Genomic DNA, 17174 nt, shown 5'->3' on the forward strand with positions numbered 1-17174 from the left:
CCGTGCCAAGGCGTGCGGTGGCGGTTCGCCCGCGGCCGTGGTGGGCGCCGGGGTTGCCGCAATCTCCCGGCGTCCACCACGTTTTCGGGCATTACCCGCGTTCCATCCGCCATCGCGACCATGGTCGTGACGTGCTGCGTGACGGCCGGATACACACCGTCCGAGGAGGAGACGTGGCCGCAGGTGGGAAGCCCATCGCCGTAGAGATCGCCAGGGACGAGCTCGAGCGCGTGCTCGCCGTCCGGCTGGACGACCGGCTTCTGGAGCGGGCGCTGACGCACCGCTCGTACGCCTATGAGAACGGTGGCCTGCCCACCAACGAGCGCCTTGAGTTCCTGGGCGACTCGGTGCTGGGCCTGGTGGTCACCGACACCCTGTTCCGCGGGCATCCCGACCTGCCCGAGGGCCAGCTCGCCAAGCTGCGGGCGGCCGTGGTCAACATGCGCGCGCTCGCCGACGTCGCGCGGGCCCTGGACCTGGGCCGCTTCACCCGGCTCGGCCGGGGCGAGGAGGGCACGGGGGGCCGCGACAAGTCCTCGATCCTGGCCGACACCCTGGAGGCGCTGATCGGCGCCGTCTACGTCGACAAGGGGCTCGACGAGGCCTTCCGTGTGGTGCACCTGCTGTTCGACCCGCTGATCAAGCGCTCGGCCTCGCTCGGGGCGGGCCTCGACTGGAAGACCTCGCTGCAGGAGCTCACGGCGTCGGAGATGCTGGGCGTCCCCGAGTACCACGTGGACGAGAGCGGGCCCGACCACGCCAAGTCGTTCACCGCGGTCGTGCGGGTCGGCGGCCAGGAGTACGGCTCGGGCGCCGGGCGCAGCAAGAAGGAAGCCGAGCAGCAGGCCGCGGAGGCCGCCTGGAACGCGATCCGCGCCCGCAGCGATGCGCAGGAGAAACTCGAGAAGGCGGCCACCTGACCGATGCCGGAGCTGCCCGAAGTCGAGGTCGTACGGCGTGGGCTGTCGCGCTGGGTCGCCGGACGCACGATCGCCTACGCCGAGGTGCTGCATCCTCGCGCGATCCGCAGGCACGTGCCGGGAGCCGCCGAGTTCGCCGGCCGGCTGGCCGGGCGCACGCTGGTCTCCGCCGAGCGCCGGGGCAAGTACCTCTGGATGCCCTTGGCGGACGCGCAGAACGGCTCTGGGGCGTCGCCAGGCGCCGGTGAGGGGATCGGCGCCTCGGAGGCCCTGCTCGCCCATCTGGGGATGAGCGGGCAACTGCTGGTGGTCGAGGCGGGGTCGCCGCTCGAGAAGCATCTGCGAGTGCGGCTCGGCTTCGCCGACGGTGGGCCGGAGTTGCGGTTCGTCGACCAGCGCACTTTCGGCCACCTGCTCGTCGCCCCCCTGGTGCCGCTCGCGCGGGCCGTTCCCGAGCCGATCGCGCACATCGCGGCCGATCCGCTGGAGGAGGCGTTCGACGAGGAGATGTTCGCGCTGCGGCTCGGCGCCAGGCAGACCGAGATCAAGCGTGCGCTCCTCGACCAGTCGCTGATCAGCGGCGTCGGGAACATCTACGCCGACGAGGCGCTGTGGCGCGCGGGGCTGCACGGCGGCACGCCGACCCGCGGGCTGAGCAGGCGCAAGATCGACGAGTTGCTGGCCGCGGTGCGCGAGGTGATGCGCGAGGCCCTCGGCCAGGGCGGCACCTCGTTCGATAGCCTGTACGTCAACGTCAACGGTGAGAGTGGCTACTTCGACCGGTCACTCAACGTGTACGGCAGGCAGGGCGAGCCGTGCGCCCGCTGCGGCGGGCCCGTCCTGCGGGAGGCGTTCATGAACAGGTCTTCCTACAGTTGCCCGCGTTGTCAACCCCGGGTGGGGGCATGAGCGACGACGCTGGGGCCGGCGCGAGTGACATTCGTCTCAACGCCTGGGTGCGCGGCCGGGTCCAGGGAGTGGGTTTCCGCTGGTGGACGCGTGCGCGGGCCTTGGAGCTCGGCCTGGTCGGATCGGCGTCGAACCTGGCCGACGGGCGGGTGGAGGTGGTCGCCGAGGGGCCTCGCGAAGCCTGTGAGAAGCTTCTTGCGCAGCTCAGGGGTGGTGACACCCCTGGGCGGGTAGATGTAGTGGTGGAGCGCTGGTCACCGGTTCGCGGTGGTTTTGGTGGATTCGTGGAGCGGTAGGCGCTTCCCTTAAACCCCCTAAATGCGGTATATTTACATGTCGGGAGTGCCCATTGGTGCATTCATGGGGAGCGTTCAACTTGACCGCCTCCATTGCCGGTGCGACTCTTGATAGGAAACACGCGCACCCCTCCCGCGGCAAGAAGTGCGCGAACCAGTTTGGTCACTCAGCGTGGAGGACCCTTAACCATGGCGAAGGCTCTACTCGGCCACGTCGGCGGTCTTGACCCTCGAATGGTCTCGGAAATGCGCCGTCTCCAGCAGCGAATCCGGGATCTGGAGGCAGAGCTCACAAGGCTCCAGGCCCAGAACGACGCTCTCGCGGCCCAGTCGCGGGATGAGGCGTTCTCTCGTCTGCAGGATCGCGAGCCGGCCCTCACCTGAGAGGTTCGGTACGGCACACACTGTCAGGGACGCCCCGCAAAGGCGTCCCTTGTCATTTCTCCTGGTTTCCTGCGCCTCGTCGTTCCCTCCTGGCCCGGCGGCGAACCCTCCGGAGGCGTTTTCCGGCGCCCGGACCTCGCGGTGAGCACACTGGAGGCCGCGTGAGCCGGTAGTGTGCCCGGCAGGGATCGCCCGGAGGCACGCAGGCGATCTCCGAGCAGACGGGGAGGTCGGCGCGCGTGTATCTCAAGAACCTCACGCTGCGCGGCTTCAAGTCCTTCGCCTCCGCCACCGCCCTGCGCTTCGAGCCCGGCATCACCTGCGTGGTCGGTCCCAACGGCTCCGGCAAGTCCAACGTCGTCGACGCCCTCGCCTGGGTCATGGGCGAGCACAGCGCCAAATCCCTGCGCGGCGGCAAGATGGAGGACGTCATCTTCGCCGGCACGTCCTCGCGGCCGCCCCTCGGGCGTGCCGAGGTGACGCTGACCATCGACAACACCGACGGCGCGCTCCCGATCGACTACACCGAGGTCACGATCAGCCGGCTGATGTTCCGGTCGGGCCAGAGCGAGTACGCCATCAACGGCGACACCTGCCGGCTCCTGGACATCCAGGAGCTGCTGTCCGACTCCGGCATCGGCCGCGAGATGCACGTGATCGTCGGCCAGGGCCAGCTCGACACCGTGCTCCACGCGGGCCCAGAGGAGCGCAGAGCCTTCATCGAGGAGGCGGCGGGCGTCCTGAAGCACCGCAAACGCAAAGAGAAGGCGCTGCGGAAGCTCGACGCCATGCAGGCCAACCTCATCCGCGTCCAGGACCTCGCCGCCGAGCTGCGCCGGCAGCTCAAGCCGCTCGGCCGCCAGGCGGAGATCGCCAGGAAGGCCGCGGTGATCCAGGCCGACCTGCGCGACGCGCGGCTGCGCCTGCTCGCCGACGACGTCGTACGGTTGCGCACGCACCTCGACCGGGAGGCGGCCGACGAGGCGGCGGTGCGCGCCCGGCGCGCCCAGGCCGAGGCCGAGCTGGAGCAGGGCCAGGCCCGCGAGGCCGAACTGGAGGCCGCCGAGGGGGCCGCACAGCCGCGCCTGGCCGCCGCGCAGGAGACCTACTACCGCCTGGCCGCGCTCAAGGAGCGGTTCCACAGCGTCGAGACGCTGGCCACCGAGCGGCACCGTCACGCCGTCGAGGCCGCCTCCATCGAGCGCCGCGGGCGCGACCCGGAGGACTACGAGCGCGAGGCGGCCGAGGTGCGCGAGCGCGAGGAGGCGCTCAGGGTCGAGCTGGAGCAGGCCGAGGAGATCCTGGAGCAGGCCGTCTGGCGCCGATCGGAGGCCGAGAGCGCGCTCGCGGTCGAGGAGCGCCGCCTGGCCGCGGCGGCGCGGGAGGCGGCCGACCGGCGCGAGAGCCTGGCGAGGCTGCGTGGCGAGGTGGCCGCCGTGCGCGGGCGTGCCAGGGCCGCCGAGGAGGAGATCGGGCGCCTTACCAAGGCCCTCCAGGAGGCCCGCCAGCGAAGCGAGCGGGCGCAGGAGGAGCACGACGCGCAGGAGCTCAGCGAGCCGGGCGGCGATCCCGCGCTCGCCGAGGAGCTCGCGCTGGCGGAGCAGGGCGTCGAGGAGGCCAAGGCCGCCGCCGAGGAGGCCCGGGCCGCCGTCGAGGAGGCCAGAGCGGCCGTCGACGGCCCGAGAAGGGCCCTCGCCGAGGCGCGCACGGCCGTGACCGCCGCTCGCTCCGCCGACCAGGAGGCCCAGCGGGCCGTCGCCGCCCTGGAAGCCCGCCGGGACGCCCTGGAGATGAGCCTGGCCGGTGGCGCCGACGGCGGGGCGGCGCTGATGGCGTCCGGCCTCACGGGCGTGCTCGGGCCCCTCGCCGCGATGATGACCGTCCAGCCGGGGGCCGAGGTGGCCATCGCGGCCGTGCTCGGCGCCGCCGCGGAGGCGGTCGCGGTGGAGTCGCTGTCGACCGTCGTCGACGCCGTGGAGCTGCTGCGCGCGGACGAGGCCGGCCGGGCCGGGCTGGTCGTCGCGTCCGACACCGCCGTCACCAGGCCGGCCCTCGTGGACGGCGTCCCATGGGCCTGCGATCTTGTGACCGTGTCCGACGCGTTCCGCCCGGCCGTCGAGCACCTGCTGTCCGGCGTGGTCGTCGTCGAGGACGTGACGGTGGCCAGGAAGCTCGTGGAGGAGCGTCCCGACCTGCGGGCCGTCACCTGGTCGGGCGACCTGGTGGGGGCGTACTTCGCGCACGGCGGGTCCGGCGGCGGCACCTCGGTGCTGCAGGTGCGGGCCGCGCTCGACCAGGCGGTCGCCGACCTCGCGCAGGCCCGGGCCACCGCCGAGCACACGGCGGGCGGGCTGGAGGAGGCCGCCGGCGCCGAGCGCGCCGCCCAGCAGGCCGTCGAGACCGCCCAGGCGCGGGCCGCCCAGGCCCAGACCGGGGTCAACACCGCCCAGGCCGGGGTGAACGCCGCGCAGGGCGTGCTCGACCGCGTCCGGGCCGCGCAGCGGGAGGCCGACCAGCGGGTCGCCGTCGTGGCCAGGCGGCTGGCGCAGCTCGACGCCGCCGCCAAGGCGGCCCGCGACGAGTGCGACCGGCTGGCGGGAAGCGTCGCGGCGGCCGAGCAGGCGCGCGACCGCGACCTCGCCGGGGTCGTGGAGCTGGAGGAGCGTCTGGCCGAGGCCGAGTACGCCGACGAGCTGGCGGCCGAGCCGACCACGGAGACCCGCGACGAGCTGGCCGGCGCCTGCGCGGTCACCCGGCAGGCCGAGATGGAGGCCCGCCTCACCGTCCGCACGACCGAGGAGCGGGTCAGGGGCATCGAAGGCCGCGCCGACCAGCTCATGCGGGCGGCCAGGCGCGAACGCGAGGAGCGGGCCGGAGCCGCCGCCCTGCGGGAACGCCGCCGTGCCCAGGCGCAGGTCGCCGAGGCGGTCGTCCGCGGCGCGGGCCGCGCGCTCGGGGTGCTGGAGGCGTCGCTGGCGCTGGCCGACGAGGAGCGCGCGGAGGCCGAACGGGCGCGCGGCGAGATCGACGCCGAGCTCAAGGCGGTGCGCGTCCGCGTCCGCGAGCTGTCGGGCGAGCTGGACAAGCTGGTCAACCGGGTCCATGGCAACGAGGTGGCCCGCACCGAGCAGCGGCTGCGCCTGGAGCAGATGGAGACCCGGGCCATGGAGGAGTACGGCGTCGAGATGGACGCCCTGATCGCCGAGTACGGCCCCGAGCAGCCCGTTCCGGTCGCCGACGGCGAGGGCGAGGGCGAGACCGTGCCCTACGTCCGAGAGGAGCAGGAGAAGCGGGCCAAGGTGGCCGAGCGGCAGATGGCCCAGCTCGGCAAGGTCAACCCGCTGGCGCTGGAGGAGTTCGCGGCGCTGGAGGAGCGGCACACCTTCCTGAACTCCCAGCTGGAGGACCTGCGCAAGACCCGGCGCGACCTGCTGACGGTGGTCAAGGAGGTCGACGAGCGGGTGGAGCAGGTCTTCACGGCCGCCTACGAGGACGTCGCGCGGGAGTTCGAGGCCATCTTCTCCCGGGTCTTCCCCGGCGGCGACGGGCGCCTGCTGCTGACCGACCCCTCCGACATGCTCACCACAGGCGTCGACGTGGAGGCCAGGCCGCCGGGCAAGAAAGTCAAGCGCCTGTCCCTGCTGTCGGGCGGCGAGCGCTCGCTGACCGCCGTGGCGTTCCTCATCTCGATCTTCAAGGCGCGGCCGTCGCCGTTCTACGTGATGGACGAGGTCGAGGCGGCGCTGGACGACACCAACACCCAGCGGCTCCTCACCCTCTTCGAGGAGCTGCGGCAGAGTTCCCAGCTCATCGTCATCACCCACCAGAAGCGCACGATGGAGATCGCCGACGCCCTCTACGGCGTGAGCATGCGCGGGGACGGCGTGACCCAGGTGGTCAGCCAACGCCTCCGCGAACGCGAAACCGCCTGACCCCATCTGGGGGATAAGTGCATCCCGACATACAGCGAAATGTCGGTACAACCGGCGCGCCGTGGGCGAGCCCGGGCGTGAGCATGGTCCCTCGTCTGGAAAACTGACATCTTGTGGATGGGTACCTCGGCATCATCATGATCGTCGTCCTCGTCGCGATCCTTGCGGCGGGTGGCATGTTCCTGCTCTTCCGGCCCCGTGACAGGCACGCTCCACCGCCGGTCCGGCCGCCGGAGGCGCCCACCATTCCGGAGCCGCCGCAAGGGCCGGCCACCGGCGTGCTGGAAGACGACTCGGCCACGACGACCGTCCCGCCGCCGGTCAAGCCGGTCGAACCCATCGCGCCGCCCGCGCCCGCGATCGAGATCCCGCCGCCCTCCGCCGGCCGCATGGTGCGGCTGCGCGCCCGCCTCGCCCGCTCGCAGAGCTCGCTGGGCAAAGGCCTGCTGGAGCTGCTCTCGCGCGACCGCCTGGACGACGACGTCTGGGACGAGATCGAGGACACGCTGATCACCGCCGACGTGGGAGTCTCGCCGACCCGCTCGATGGTCGACGAGCTCCGCACCAAGGTCAAGGTGCTCGGCTCGCGGAGCCACGACGAGGCGCGCGGCCTGCTGCGCGAGCAGTTGCTCGTCCTGATCGGCGCCGACATGGACCGCACTCTGCACACCGCGCCGCACGGCGAGCGGCCCGCCGTCGTGCTCATCGTCGGGGTCAACGGCACCGGCAAGACCACGACCACCGGCAAGCTCGCCCGGGCGCTGATCGGCGACGGCCGTAAGGTCCTGCTGGGCGCCGCCGACACCTTCCGCGCCGCCGCGGCCGACCAGCTCCAGACCTGGGGCGAGCGCGTCGGGGCCGAGGTCGTGCGCAAGGACGAGGGCGCCGACCCGGCCTCCGTGGCCTTCGACGCGGTGTCCAAGGGCATCGACGACAAGGTCGACACGGTGATCGTCGACACCGCGGGCCGCCTGCACACCAAGACCGGCCTGATGGACGAGCTGGGCAAGGTCAAGCGGGTCATCGAGAAGAAGGCCACGGTCGACGAGGTCCTGCTGGTGCTCGACGCCACCACCGGGCAGAACGGCATGCGCCAGGCCCAGGTCTTCGCCGAGGCGGTGAACATCACCGGCATCGTCTTGACCAAGCTCGACGGCACGGCCAAGGGCGGCATCGTGATCTCCGTCCAGCGCGAGCTGGGCGTCCCGGTCAAGCTCGTCGGCCTCGGCGAGGGCCCCGACGACCTCGCCCCCTTCGACCCCGAGGTCTTCATCGACGCCCTCCTCGGCGACTGACTCCCACCCCCCGGCGGCGCCCCTCCGCGCCGCCGGGCCGGTTTCGCGGCACCGACGCAAGCACGGCGCTCGCGTCGGCGCGCGGTCATGAGCGCCCGGGCATGCCCGTACGGCCCGCCGTCGCGGGCACCGGTTCGAGCGCATAGCCTGTGACCAGGGGAAATGGCGACCGAAGGGGGAGCCGGTCATGGGTTCGCTGAGCCCTGTTCACTGGATGATCGTGTTCGTGGTGCTCGTGATGCTCTTCGGCGCGAAGAAGCTGCCGGACACCGCCAAGGCTCTCGGGCAGTCGCTGCGCATTCTGAAGCGAGAGACCACCAAGCTCCACGACGAGGACGACCTCCCGGTCGCCCAGGCGCCGAGCGCGACCGTCTCGCCGGCCGTCGAAGAGCGGCTGCGCGCACTCGAAGAGGAGAACGCCCGGCTCAGGGCCGCGACCGCCGCCCCTCGGCCGGACGACCACGAGACCCGCTGACCGAAGATGGTGCCTTCGGCGCCATTTGACGGACTGCGCGGCGCGACCGGTCGGGCGAGGAAGCCCGGTGGAGAACTGACCGTGCGAGCCGTGACGGCGGGCACACCGAATGCGGCGCGGCCGTCCTAGCGGGGGGTGCTCGTTTCGGTGGGGCGGGGGCGGATCGCTATGGGGACGACCAGTGGGGTGGCGGTGACGGGGTCGGGGATGACCTTGGCCTCCAGGTCGAAGACCTCGTCGAGGACAGGCTCGGTCATCACCTCGTGCGGGGTGCCGGCGGCGACCACGCGGCCGTCGCGCATGGCGATGAGCCGGTCGGAGTGGCGGGCGGCGAGGTTGAGGTCGTGCAGCACCATCACCACCGTGCGTCCGGCCTCGTCGCGCAGGCGGCTCACGAGCTGCAGGACGTCGATCTGATGGGCCAGGTCGAGGAAGGTCGTGGGCTCGTCCAGCAGGAGCAGGTCGGTGCCCTGGGCCAGCGCCATGGAGATCCACGCCCGCTGGCGCTGCCCGCCGGACAGCTCGTCCAGGGGGCGTTCGGCCAGGTCGAGCAGCCCGGTCATGCGCAGGGCGTCCTCGACCGCCGCCTCGTCGCCCGCGGACCACTGGCGGTACCACGCCTGGTGCGGATGGCGTCCCCTGGCCACGAGGTCGGCCACGGTGAGCCCTTCGGGCGCGGCCGGCGCCTGGGGCAGCACTCCGAGGATCTTCGCGACCTCCCTGCTCGGCATCCGGTGGATGTGCCGGCCGTCCAGCAGGACGTGGCCTGACAGCGGCTTGAGCAGGCGGCCCAGGGCGCGCAGCAGGGTGGACTTGCCGCAGCCGTTGGGGCCGATGATCGTGGTCACCGTGCCGGTCTCGATGCCGAGGTCGAGCCCGTCGACGATCAGCCGATCGCCGTAGCCGAGCTTGACGTCGACCGCCTGGAGTCTCAAATGGCACCTCTGGCGCGTCGTGTGCGGACGAGAAGATAGATCAGGTACGGGGCTCCGAGCACCGCCGTGACGATCCCGACGGGCAGCTCGACCGGCGTCAGTGTCCGGGCGGCCAGGTCGGCGCCGGTGACCAGCACGGCCCCGGCGACGGCGGAGACGACCAGCGGCGGCTGCGCGACGCCCGCGAGCCGCAGGGCGATCTGCGGTGCGGCCAGGGCGACGAACGCGATCGGCCCTGCCGCGGCGGTGGCGGCGGACGCGAGCAGGACGGCGCAGAGCAGCAAGGAGCCCCGGGCCAGGTCGATGCGCACGCCGAGCCCGCGGACGGTGTCGTCGCCCAGGCGCAGGACGGCGAGAGTGCGGGTGCCGAGCAGTGTCGCCGGGAGGACCATGGCGAGCGCGAGGGCCGTCGGAACCACGTGCTCCATGCCCCTGGCGTTCAGGGAGCCGCTGATCCAGACCATGGCCCGGGTGGCGTCGTTGACGTCGCCCACGGTCAGCAGCCAGTACTTCAGGTTGGTGAACACCGCGACGACGCCGACGCCCACCAGGACCAGCCGGTAGCCGTCGAGCCCGCGCCGCCATGCGAGCCCGTACACCAGCAGCGCGCCGGCGAGCCCGCCGGCGAGGGCGGCGGCGGGGATCCCGATGGCGGCCAGGACGCCGCCGGCGCCGCCGTACGCGGCCCCGCCCGCCACGGTGGCGGCGACGACGGCCAGGCTCGCGCCGGAGGTGACGCCGAGGATGTCCGGGCCGGCCAGCGGGTTGCGGGCGATGGCCTGGGTGATCGCGCCTGAGACGCCCAGGGCGGCGCCCACGAGCGCGCCGGTGAGCGCGCGCGGCAGGCGCAGCTCCATGATCACGAGCCGGGCCCCACCGGTGCCGCCGCCGAGCACCGCGGCGACGACCTCCGAAAGGCTCATGGGAATGTCGCCGAGCCGCAGGTGCAGGGCCGTGAGCAGGAGCAGCAGCGCGAGCCCGGTCACGGTGACGGCCAGCCCTCGCGGCCGCAGCAGCAGGGACACGCGGCCGATCCGCAGGGGCCGCCGATGCGCGAGCCGCACCGCGCCCGCGGTGGTGGCGGCTGCGGGGGCCGTGACGGTCCCGGGTGGGGCGCTCACGGATGTACCGATCTCGAGCCGCGAACGGGCGCGACGAGGGGGACGGCGCCGGCGTGGGCGGGCACGGTGCGTGGCGGGACCATCGATGGCGGGACGGCCAAGGGCGGGACGGCCAAGGGCGGGGCGGTCATAGGCGGGGCGATCGGGTTCGGCGGACCAGGGCTACGAAGAAGGGCGCGCCGAGCAGGGCCAGGACGACGCCGGCCTCCAGCTCGCCCGGGTGCGCGACGACGCGCCCGGCGACGTCGGCGGCCGGCAGCAGGGCCGCGCCGGCGAGCCCGGAGTACGGCAGCAGCCAGCGGTGATCGGGTCCGGCGAGCGCGCGGGCCAGGTGCGGCACGATCAGGCCGATGAAGGCGAGGGAGCCGCAGGCGGCGACCGCGGCCCCGGTGAGCAGGGTGATCGCCGCGATGCCGAGGAAGCGGGTGAGCGCGATGTTGCGGCCGAGCGCGCGGGCGACGTCCTCGCCGAGGGCCAGGGCGTTGAGGCCGGGCGCGTTGGCGAGCGCGAGGGCGAGCCCCACCGCGACGAACGGCAGCACCTGCCCCGCCACCGCACTGTCGCGGCCGGCGATCGACCCGGCCTGCCAGAACCGGAACATGTCCATGGCCTGCTGGTCCAGCAGCACGACCGTCGAGGTGAGCGCGTACAGGAACGCGCTGACGGCGGTGCCGGCCAGGGCGAGGGTGACCGGGGTGGGGGCGCCGCGGCCGCCGGCGAGCCCCAGGGCGAACACGGCCGCGCTGGCGATCAGGGCTCCGGCCAGGCCGAACCAGATGTAGCCGTAGACGCTGCTCAGGCGGAGCACGACGATGCTCAGCACCATCGCGAACGCCGCTCCCTGGGTGACGCCGAGCAGGCCGGGGTCGGCCAGGGGATTGCGGGTGTGGCCCTGCATCAGGGCGCCGGCGACGCCGAGGGCCAGGCCGGCGAGTACTCCGAGGGCGGTGCGCGGGACGCGCAGATCCCGGACGATGAGGTCGGGCTCGCTCCCGGACGGGCTCCACAGGGCCTGCCAGACGTCCGCCGGGGGCACCGGTCTGGCTCCGACCATGAGGCTGAGGACGACCGCCACCATGACCGCGACCGCCAGAGCGGAGAGGATCGTGAGCCTTCTGGCGCGCAGGTGGCGCAGGGGCCGGCGCTCGATGGCCGCCGCCGTCATGACCACCCCTCGCCGCTCCCGTCCTTTGCCGATTCGTGACGAGTATGCCAGATTAGGCATGCCTAAGCTAACTTAGGTTTGCCTAACATTTATGGAGGATGACTTCGATGCGAGTGCTGAGCGCCCTCGGTGTGGTCGCGGCCGTGCTCATCGGTCTGACCGGATGCGGGTCCGGGCAGGCGACCACCGCCGACCCCGGGGCGGCGCCGTCGAGCGGAGGGGCGAGCGCCGGCGCCTTCCCCCGCGTGGTGAAGCACGCGATGGGGGAGACCAAGGTCCCCAGCCGGCCCGTGCGCGTCGTGGCACTCGACCAGAGCTTCGTGGACGCGGTCCTGGCCCTGGACACCGATGTGGTGGGCTTCACGACCTACCGGGCGCTCACCGATGAGCTGCCCGCGTATCTGGGGCCGAGCGTCCAGCGGAACGGCCAGAACGCGCAGGTGGTCGGCACGCTGGAGGCCCCGAGCCTGGAGAAGATCATCGCGCTCGAGCCCGACCTGATCGTCTCGGCCAAGGTCCGGCACGAGGCCCTGTACGCCAAGCTCTCGCAGATCGCCCCGACGGTGTTCAGCGAGACCACCGGGGCCATCTGGAAGGACAACCTCCGCCTGATGGGCGAGGCGCTCGGCAAGGAGGACCTCGCCGAGCAGAAGATCAAGACCTACGAGGAGCGGGCGGGGAAGATCGGCCAGGCGGTCAAGGAGAAGAACGGCGGCACGATGCCGACCGTCACGATCGCCCGCTTCGCCGGTGAGCCGACCGTCCGGCTCTACGTCGAGAACTCCTACTCGGGCATCGTGCTGAAGGACGCCGGCTTCCCCCGTCCCGAAGGGCAGCCCACCACCACCGAGACGATCGTCGTGAACATCAGCGAGGAGCGGATCGCCGACCTCGACGCCGACCACATCTTCGTCGCGACCTACCCCGACGAGAAGGGCGACGTCCGCAACGTTCAGGAGAAGTTCGAGGCCAACCCGCTGTGGGGCCGGCTGAAGGGCGAGCGGCACGAGGTGGACGACATCACGTGGATGACCGCCTGCGGCATCCAGGGCGCCCACGTCATCCTGGACGACCTGGCCTCGGCCTTCGGCGTGGACCCCGCCAAGGCGTGACCTCCCCGGCCTCCCAGGCGCCGTCCCGCCTGATGGGGCGGCGCCCTGGCCGGTGTCGGAAGACCTGGCCGGTGTCGGAAGGTGGCGCCAGGGCGGCCGGTGCCGGTACCGGTGTCAGGTGGCGCCAGGGCCGGAGCCGGTCAGAAGGCGAGGAAGGCGCGGAGTTCGTCGAGTGCGGGCTGGATCTCGACCCCCCGCTCGGCGAGCCAGTCGTCATCGTCGTAGGTGCACCGGTAGCGCTCGCCGCCGTCGCAGATCAGCGTGACCACGCTGCCCCGCTCGCCGTTCTCGCGCATCTCCTTGATGAGCTCCACGGCAGCCGCGACGTTCGTCCCGGTGGACCCGCCGACGTGGCGGCCGGTGACCTCGCGGACCCACCGCATGGCGGCGATCGAGGTGGCGTCCGGCACCTGGATCATGCGATCGATGACCATGGGCATGAACGAGGGCTCGACCCGGGGCCGGCCGATCCCTTCGATCCCCGAACCCAGGGCGATCATGCCGGAGTCGCCGGCGACCCATGACGGGTAGAAGGCGGATCCCTCCGGGTCGACCACGGCCAGGCGCGTCGGGTGGCGGCGGTAGCGGATGTAGCGCCCGATGGTCGCGGAGGTGCCTCCGGTTCCGGCGCCGACGACGATCCAGGCCGGCTCCGGGTGCCGCTCCAGGGACATCTGCTGGTAGATGCTCTCGGCGATGTTGTTGTTGCCCCGCCAGTCCGTGGCGCGCTCGGCGTAGGTGAACTGGTCCATGAAGTGGCCGCCGGTGTCCTCCGCCAGCCGGCGGGACTCTTCGTAGATCGCCCGGGGGTTGTCGACGAGCTGGCACTTGCCGCCGTAGAACTCGATCAGCGCGATCTTCTCCGGCGAGGTGGCCGCGGGCATCACCGCGACGAACGGCAGGCCGAGCATCCGGGAGAAGTACGCCTCGCTGACCGCCGTCGACCCGCTGGAGGCCTCGACGACGGTGGTGGTGGGCCCGATCCAGCCGTTGGCCAGGCCGTACAGGAACAGGGAGCGAGCGAGGCGGTGCTTCAGGGAGCCGGTGGGGTGGACCGACTCGTCCTTCAGGTAGAGGTCGATGCCCCACTGCGGTGGCAGGGGGAACACGTGCAGGTGGGTGTCGCAGCTGCGGTTGGCGTCCGCCTCGACCGTGCGGATGGCCTCGGCCACCCACGCCCGAGTCGCCGGATCGTGCCGATCCACGTACTTCATGGCCATACGCTATCGTGTGCCCGATCTATGTGACCCTTACCACACTTTCCTCCGTTTTGTCCGTTGTCTGTTACTATAATGAGACTTGTCCGGCCTCGGCGTGTGGAGTTACCACTCCGGGTCAATCGCTGAAAAACCCCTGCTGACCTGCTTCGACCCCTAACGTCACCCTTATGGGTGAACCGTAAGCATGTGATCAGCCGTCAGATGGAGTAAAGCGGTTACAGAGCCTGCATGGGTTCATGCCGGATGGGTAACGGGGGACAGCAGGCATGAGGGGGATTAAATGATCTCGATGACCGACCAGCAGCGTCAGGCGTGGTTCGAGCGCGACGTCATGCCCGTGACGAGCCAGCTTTACGCGTCCGCCATGCGCCTCACCCGCAACACCGCTGACGCGGAGGACCTGGTGCAGGAGACGGTGGCCAAGGCATACACCTCGTACCACCAGTTCCGTCCTGGCACGAACCTGAAGGCGTGGCTCCATCGCATCCTGACCAACAACTTCATCAACGACTACCGCAAGCAGCAGCGCTCGCCCAAGCTTTCCGCGGCCGAGGACATCGAGGACTGGCAGCTCGCCGCCGCCGAGTCGCACATGTCCACCGGTCTGCGTTCGGCCGAGACCGAGGCGCTGGAGCAGCTCCCCGACAGCGTCGTGATGAACGCCCTGCGGTCCCTGCCCGAGGATTTCAAGGTGGCGGTGTACCTCGCCGACATCGAGGGGTTCGCGTACAAGGAGATCGCCGAGCGCATGGGCACGCCGATCGGCACGGTCATGTCCCGCCTGCACCGTGGCCGCCGGCAGCTCCGGACGATGCTGGAGGGGTACGCGCAGGAGGAGGGGGCCCTGCGGGCCTCGGCGCAGTTCCAGGCGGCCTGACACGCGCTCGGGCGGCTGGAGGGCGCCTCCCGCCCCGCGGCCCGGCATCAGGAGTGCGGAGGCCGGCACGGTGACCACCGTGCCGGCCTTCTTTACGGTCCAGGGCCGACACGCCGTCCGCGTTCCCCCTGTGGACGTACACCTCGCCGTATGCCTACGGTGCTCGCCATGACGACACGGCGATTGATCTCAAGTGGGTCCACCTTCGAGCAGGCGGTCGGGTACTCCCGGGCGGTCGTCGACGGCGACTGGGTGCATGTGGCGGGGACGACAGGGTTCGACTATCAGACCATGACGATCTCCGACGACATCGTGGAACAGACCGAGCAGTGCATGAAGAACATCGAGGCGGCCCTGGACGAGGCGGAGTGCTCGTTCGCGGACGTGGTGCGCGTGCGGTACATGCTGCCGGACGCCGATGACTTCGAGCCGTGCTGGCCCGTGCTGCGGCGGTACTTCGGCGTCGTGCGCCCGGCCGCGACGATGATCGTCTGTGGCCTGTCGGACCCGCGGATGCGCATCGAGATCGAGGTCACGGCGCACCGCGCGTAACCGGCGCTACGCCGAGGCGATGAGGGCGACGGCGCCGAGGGCCAGGCCGACGCCCGCCGCCTGCACCGCGTTGAGCCGTTCCCCGAGCACGTACCTGGCGAGCAGCAGCGTGCTCGCGGGATACAGCGACGCCAGCACCGCGACCACGACCAGCATGCCGCGCTGCACCGCCAGCAGGTACAGCACGTTGGCGAGCATGTCCAGGACCCCGGCGGCGATGATGGTGGGCAGGGCGCCCTTCCCGGGCCGGAGCGTGCGCCTGGTGGTCAGCGCGATGCCGGCGGCGAGGATCGCCGAGGCGAGGCGGGCACCGAACAGCGGCCACATGCCGGTGTCGTCGGGCGCCTGGTTGAGCAGGACGAAGAAGGCGCCGAAGCCCAGGCCGGAGGCGAGCGCCTGCAGCACCGGCCGGAGGGGCGTCCTGCCGCCGCCGCTCTGGGAGTCGCGGCTCACCAGGGTGACGGCGGCCAGCGCGAGCACCACCCCGCCGAGGGCGACGAGCTCCGGGCGCTCGCCCATGGCCAGGCCGACCAGCACCGGCAGCGTGGCCGAGGTGGTGGCGGTCGTTGGCGCCACCACCGACATCACGCCGCCGGCGAGGGCCCGATAGAACAGGATGACCCCCAGGCCGCCGCACAGGCCCGCCCCCATGCCCCACGCCAGCGCCTGGACGCTCGGGGCGCCGGGCAGCAGGGGGAGCAGCGGGAGCACGAACAGCAGGCCGGTAACCTGCGTGAGCATCACCACGGCGAGGACGCGGGAGCGTCGTGTGGCCAGCCCGCCGAAGAAGTCCGCCGTTCCGTAGACCACCGCACAGGCCGTCGCCAGCAAGACCGCTGTCACGCCCATTCACCCCCAACGAATTGCACTGTTAGTGCAATATATTGGGATTAATCTGGTGTACACAAATCGCACTACACTGCACTCATGCCTGATCCGGAGACGGTCACCGCGGCGATCGCGAACAACGTCCGCGCCCAGCGCGCCCACCGGGGGCTGACCCTGGACGCGCTGGCGGCGCGCTCCGGCGTCAGCCGCGGGATGCTGGTGCAGATCGAGCAGTGCCGCACCAACCCGAGCGTCACGACGCTGACGCGCATCGCCGACGCGCTCGGGGTCACCGTGGCCCGGCTCGTCGAGGTCTCCGACACGCCGGTCGTCCGGGTGGTCCACTCCTCCGACGTGGTCACCCTGTGGCGCAGCGACAAGGGCGGCTCGGCGCGGCTCCTGGTCGGCTCCGACGCCCCGGCGATCCTGGAGCTGTGGGACTGGACCCTGCAGCCGGGGGAGTTCCACGACGGGGACGCCCACCCTCCCGGCACGCGGGAGATGCTGACCGTGCTGGAAGGCGAGCTGACCCTGTCGGTCTACGGGAACAGCCACGTCGTGGGCCGTGACGAGGCCGTGCTGTTCAGCGCCGACCGGCCCCATCGCTACGCCAACGAGGGCGAGGAAACGCTCCGCTTCATCATGGTCCTCACCGAGCCGCGGGAGACCCCCGACCAGTAGCGCTCGAACCGCTAGGTCACGTCTCGACCACGAAAGTGCAAAGCTTCCCCCAACGCGGGTACATCACGGGTGTGTGCGCTCATGGCTTACCGCTCCGGCCGGCTCGTGGTCGCCGGGAGGTGGACGGGTGACTGACGCCCGTGCGGCGCTGGCGAAGCTCCGGGTGGAGCTCGTCGGCCTGGGGGTGACCGACGCGTACGACGTATGCGATGACGCGATCCTCTCTGTCTGGATTGGCCTGGTAGTCACCTTTCGCGATGGTTTTTACCGTTGGCAGGAGGGCGTGGTGAAACGTCGCCATCTGGGTACAGATCCGGAGGGTTGCGCCATTCGCGTGGCGCGTCGTTACGCAGAGTTGCAGGCCGATGCCCCGCCCTGGTGGGACGAGCTGGCCAAGACTCTGCGGGGGGGAACGGCCGACGACTATCCGTGACCCCTGCCGCTGTTCGGGGGGAGCGCGCGGTGGCATCTG

The 17174-nt window shown here is 71.6% G+C and carries 17 protein-coding genes; 12 read left to right on the top strand and 5 right to left on the bottom strand.

The features are described 5' to 3' along the window. Nucleotides 1–206 precede the first annotated feature (206 nt). The 7 genes from rnc to tatA all read left to right on the top strand — a co-directional run bounded on the left by rnc (nt 207) and on the right by tatA (nt 8211). Nucleotides 207–920: a ribonuclease III gene (gene rnc, locus MYF83_RS00960; RefSeq protein ID WP_248958384.1), complete on the top strand. Its 714-nt coding sequence runs from the start codon at nt 207–209 to the stop codon at nt 918–920. Nucleotides 921–923: 3 nt separating this feature from the next. Further along, nucleotides 924–1829: a bifunctional DNA-formamidopyrimidine glycosylase/DNA-(apurinic or apyrimidinic site) lyase gene (mutM, locus tag MYF83_RS00965; protein WP_248958188.1), complete on the top strand. Its 906-nt coding sequence runs from the start codon at nt 924–926 to the stop codon at nt 1827–1829. Beyond that, nucleotides 1826–2125, top strand: coding sequence for an acylphosphatase (locus tag MYF83_RS00970; RefSeq protein WP_248958189.1), 300 nt, complete (start codon nt 1826–1828; stop codon nt 2123–2125). The genes mutM and MYF83_RS00970 overlap by 4 nt, the downstream gene beginning before the upstream one ends. Before the next feature lie 189 nt (nt 2126–2314). After that, nucleotides 2315–2509 carry a hypothetical protein gene (locus MYF83_RS00975; RefSeq protein WP_248958190.1) on the top strand — a complete coding sequence of 65 codons (195 nt, stop codon included), beginning with the start codon at nt 2315–2317 and terminating at the stop codon, nt 2507–2509. A gap of 239 nt (nt 2510–2748) precedes the next feature. Further along, nucleotides 2749–6441 carry a chromosome segregation protein SMC gene (smc, locus tag MYF83_RS00980; protein ID WP_248958191.1) on the top strand — a complete coding sequence of 1231 codons (3693 nt, stop codon included), beginning with the start codon at nt 2749–2751 and terminating at the stop codon, nt 6439–6441. A 113-nt stretch (nt 6442–6554) separates the two neighbouring features. Further along, nucleotides 6555–7736 (top strand): signal recognition particle-docking protein FtsY, encoded by a 1182-nt coding sequence (ftsY, locus tag MYF83_RS00985; protein WP_248958192.1) that lies wholly within the window; start codon nt 6555–6557, stop codon nt 7734–7736. 187 nt (nt 7737–7923) lie between these two features. Further along, on the top strand, nt 7924–8211 hold the full coding sequence (gene tatA / locus MYF83_RS00990) for a Sec-independent protein translocase subunit TatA (RefSeq protein ID WP_248958193.1): 288 nt from the start codon (nt 7924–7926) through the stop codon (nt 8209–8211). A gap of 125 nt (nt 8212–8336) precedes the next feature. On the opposite strand, the gene MYF83_RS00995 is transcribed toward tatA, so the two are convergent. The 3 genes from MYF83_RS00995 to MYF83_RS01005 all read right to left on the bottom strand — a co-directional run bounded on the left by MYF83_RS00995 (nt 8337) and on the right by MYF83_RS01005 (nt 11432). Continuing rightward, nucleotides 8337–9146: an ABC transporter ATP-binding protein gene (locus tag MYF83_RS00995; RefSeq protein WP_248958194.1), complete on the bottom strand. Its 810-nt coding sequence runs from the start codon at nt 9144–9146 to the stop codon at nt 8337–8339. After that, nucleotides 9143–10267 (bottom strand): FecCD family ABC transporter permease, encoded by a 1125-nt coding sequence (locus MYF83_RS01000; RefSeq protein WP_248958195.1) that lies wholly within the window; start codon nt 10265–10267, stop codon nt 9143–9145. The genes MYF83_RS00995 and MYF83_RS01000 overlap by 4 nt, the downstream gene beginning before the upstream one ends. Before the next feature lie 127 nt (nt 10268–10394). After that, nucleotides 10395–11432 carry a FecCD family ABC transporter permease gene (locus MYF83_RS01005; protein ID WP_248958196.1) on the bottom strand — a complete coding sequence of 346 codons (1038 nt, stop codon included), beginning with the start codon at nt 11430–11432 and terminating at the stop codon, nt 10395–10397. Between the two features lie 107 nt (nt 11433–11539). Here MYF83_RS01005 and MYF83_RS01010 point away from each other — a divergent pair, with 107 nt between their 5' ends. Continuing rightward, nucleotides 11540–12544 carry an ABC transporter substrate-binding protein gene (locus MYF83_RS01010; RefSeq protein WP_248958197.1) on the top strand — a complete coding sequence of 335 codons (1005 nt, stop codon included), beginning with the start codon at nt 11540–11542 and terminating at the stop codon, nt 12542–12544. Between the two features lie 140 nt (nt 12545–12684). On the opposite strand, the gene MYF83_RS01015 is transcribed toward MYF83_RS01010, so the two are convergent. Next, entirely contained in the window at nt 12685–13758 is a 1074-nt protein-coding gene (locus tag MYF83_RS01015) for a PLP-dependent cysteine synthase family protein (RefSeq protein WP_248958198.1), read from the bottom strand. Between the two features lie 286 nt (nt 13759–14044). Between MYF83_RS01015 and MYF83_RS01020 the strand changes: the two genes are divergently transcribed. Next, nucleotides 14045–14641 (top strand): sigma-70 family RNA polymerase sigma factor, encoded by a 597-nt coding sequence (locus MYF83_RS01020; RefSeq protein WP_248958199.1) that lies wholly within the window; start codon nt 14045–14047, stop codon nt 14639–14641. 168 nt (nt 14642–14809) lie between these two features. Then, nucleotides 14810–15193, top strand: a complete 384-nt coding sequence (locus MYF83_RS01025) for a RidA family protein (RefSeq protein WP_248958200.1) — start codon at nt 14810–14812, stop codon at nt 15191–15193. 6 nt (nt 15194–15199) lie between these two features. Here MYF83_RS01025 and MYF83_RS01030 read toward each other — a convergent pair whose 3' ends face one another. After that, complete coding sequence (locus MYF83_RS01030) at nt 15200–16036, bottom strand: EamA family transporter (RefSeq protein ID WP_248958201.1); 837 nt, start codon at nt 16034–16036, stop codon at nt 15200–15202. 84 nt (nt 16037–16120) lie between these two features. Here MYF83_RS01030 and MYF83_RS01035 point away from each other — a divergent pair, with 84 nt between their 5' ends. Continuing rightward, a complete protein-coding gene (locus MYF83_RS01035) occupies nt 16121–16702 on the top strand; it encodes a helix-turn-helix domain-containing protein (RefSeq protein ID WP_248958202.1) in 582 nt (193 codons plus the stop codon). 127 nt (nt 16703–16829) lie between these two features. Then, complete coding sequence (locus MYF83_RS01040) at nt 16830–17135, top strand: hypothetical protein (protein ID WP_248958203.1); 306 nt, start codon at nt 16830–16832, stop codon at nt 17133–17135. Nucleotides 17136–17174 lie beyond the last annotated feature (39 nt).

It is taken from the genome of Sphaerisporangium perillae, assembly GCF_023276435.1.
Taxonomy (GTDB): Bacteria; Actinomycetota; Actinomycetes; order Streptosporangiales; family Streptosporangiaceae; genus Sphaerisporangium; species Sphaerisporangium perillae.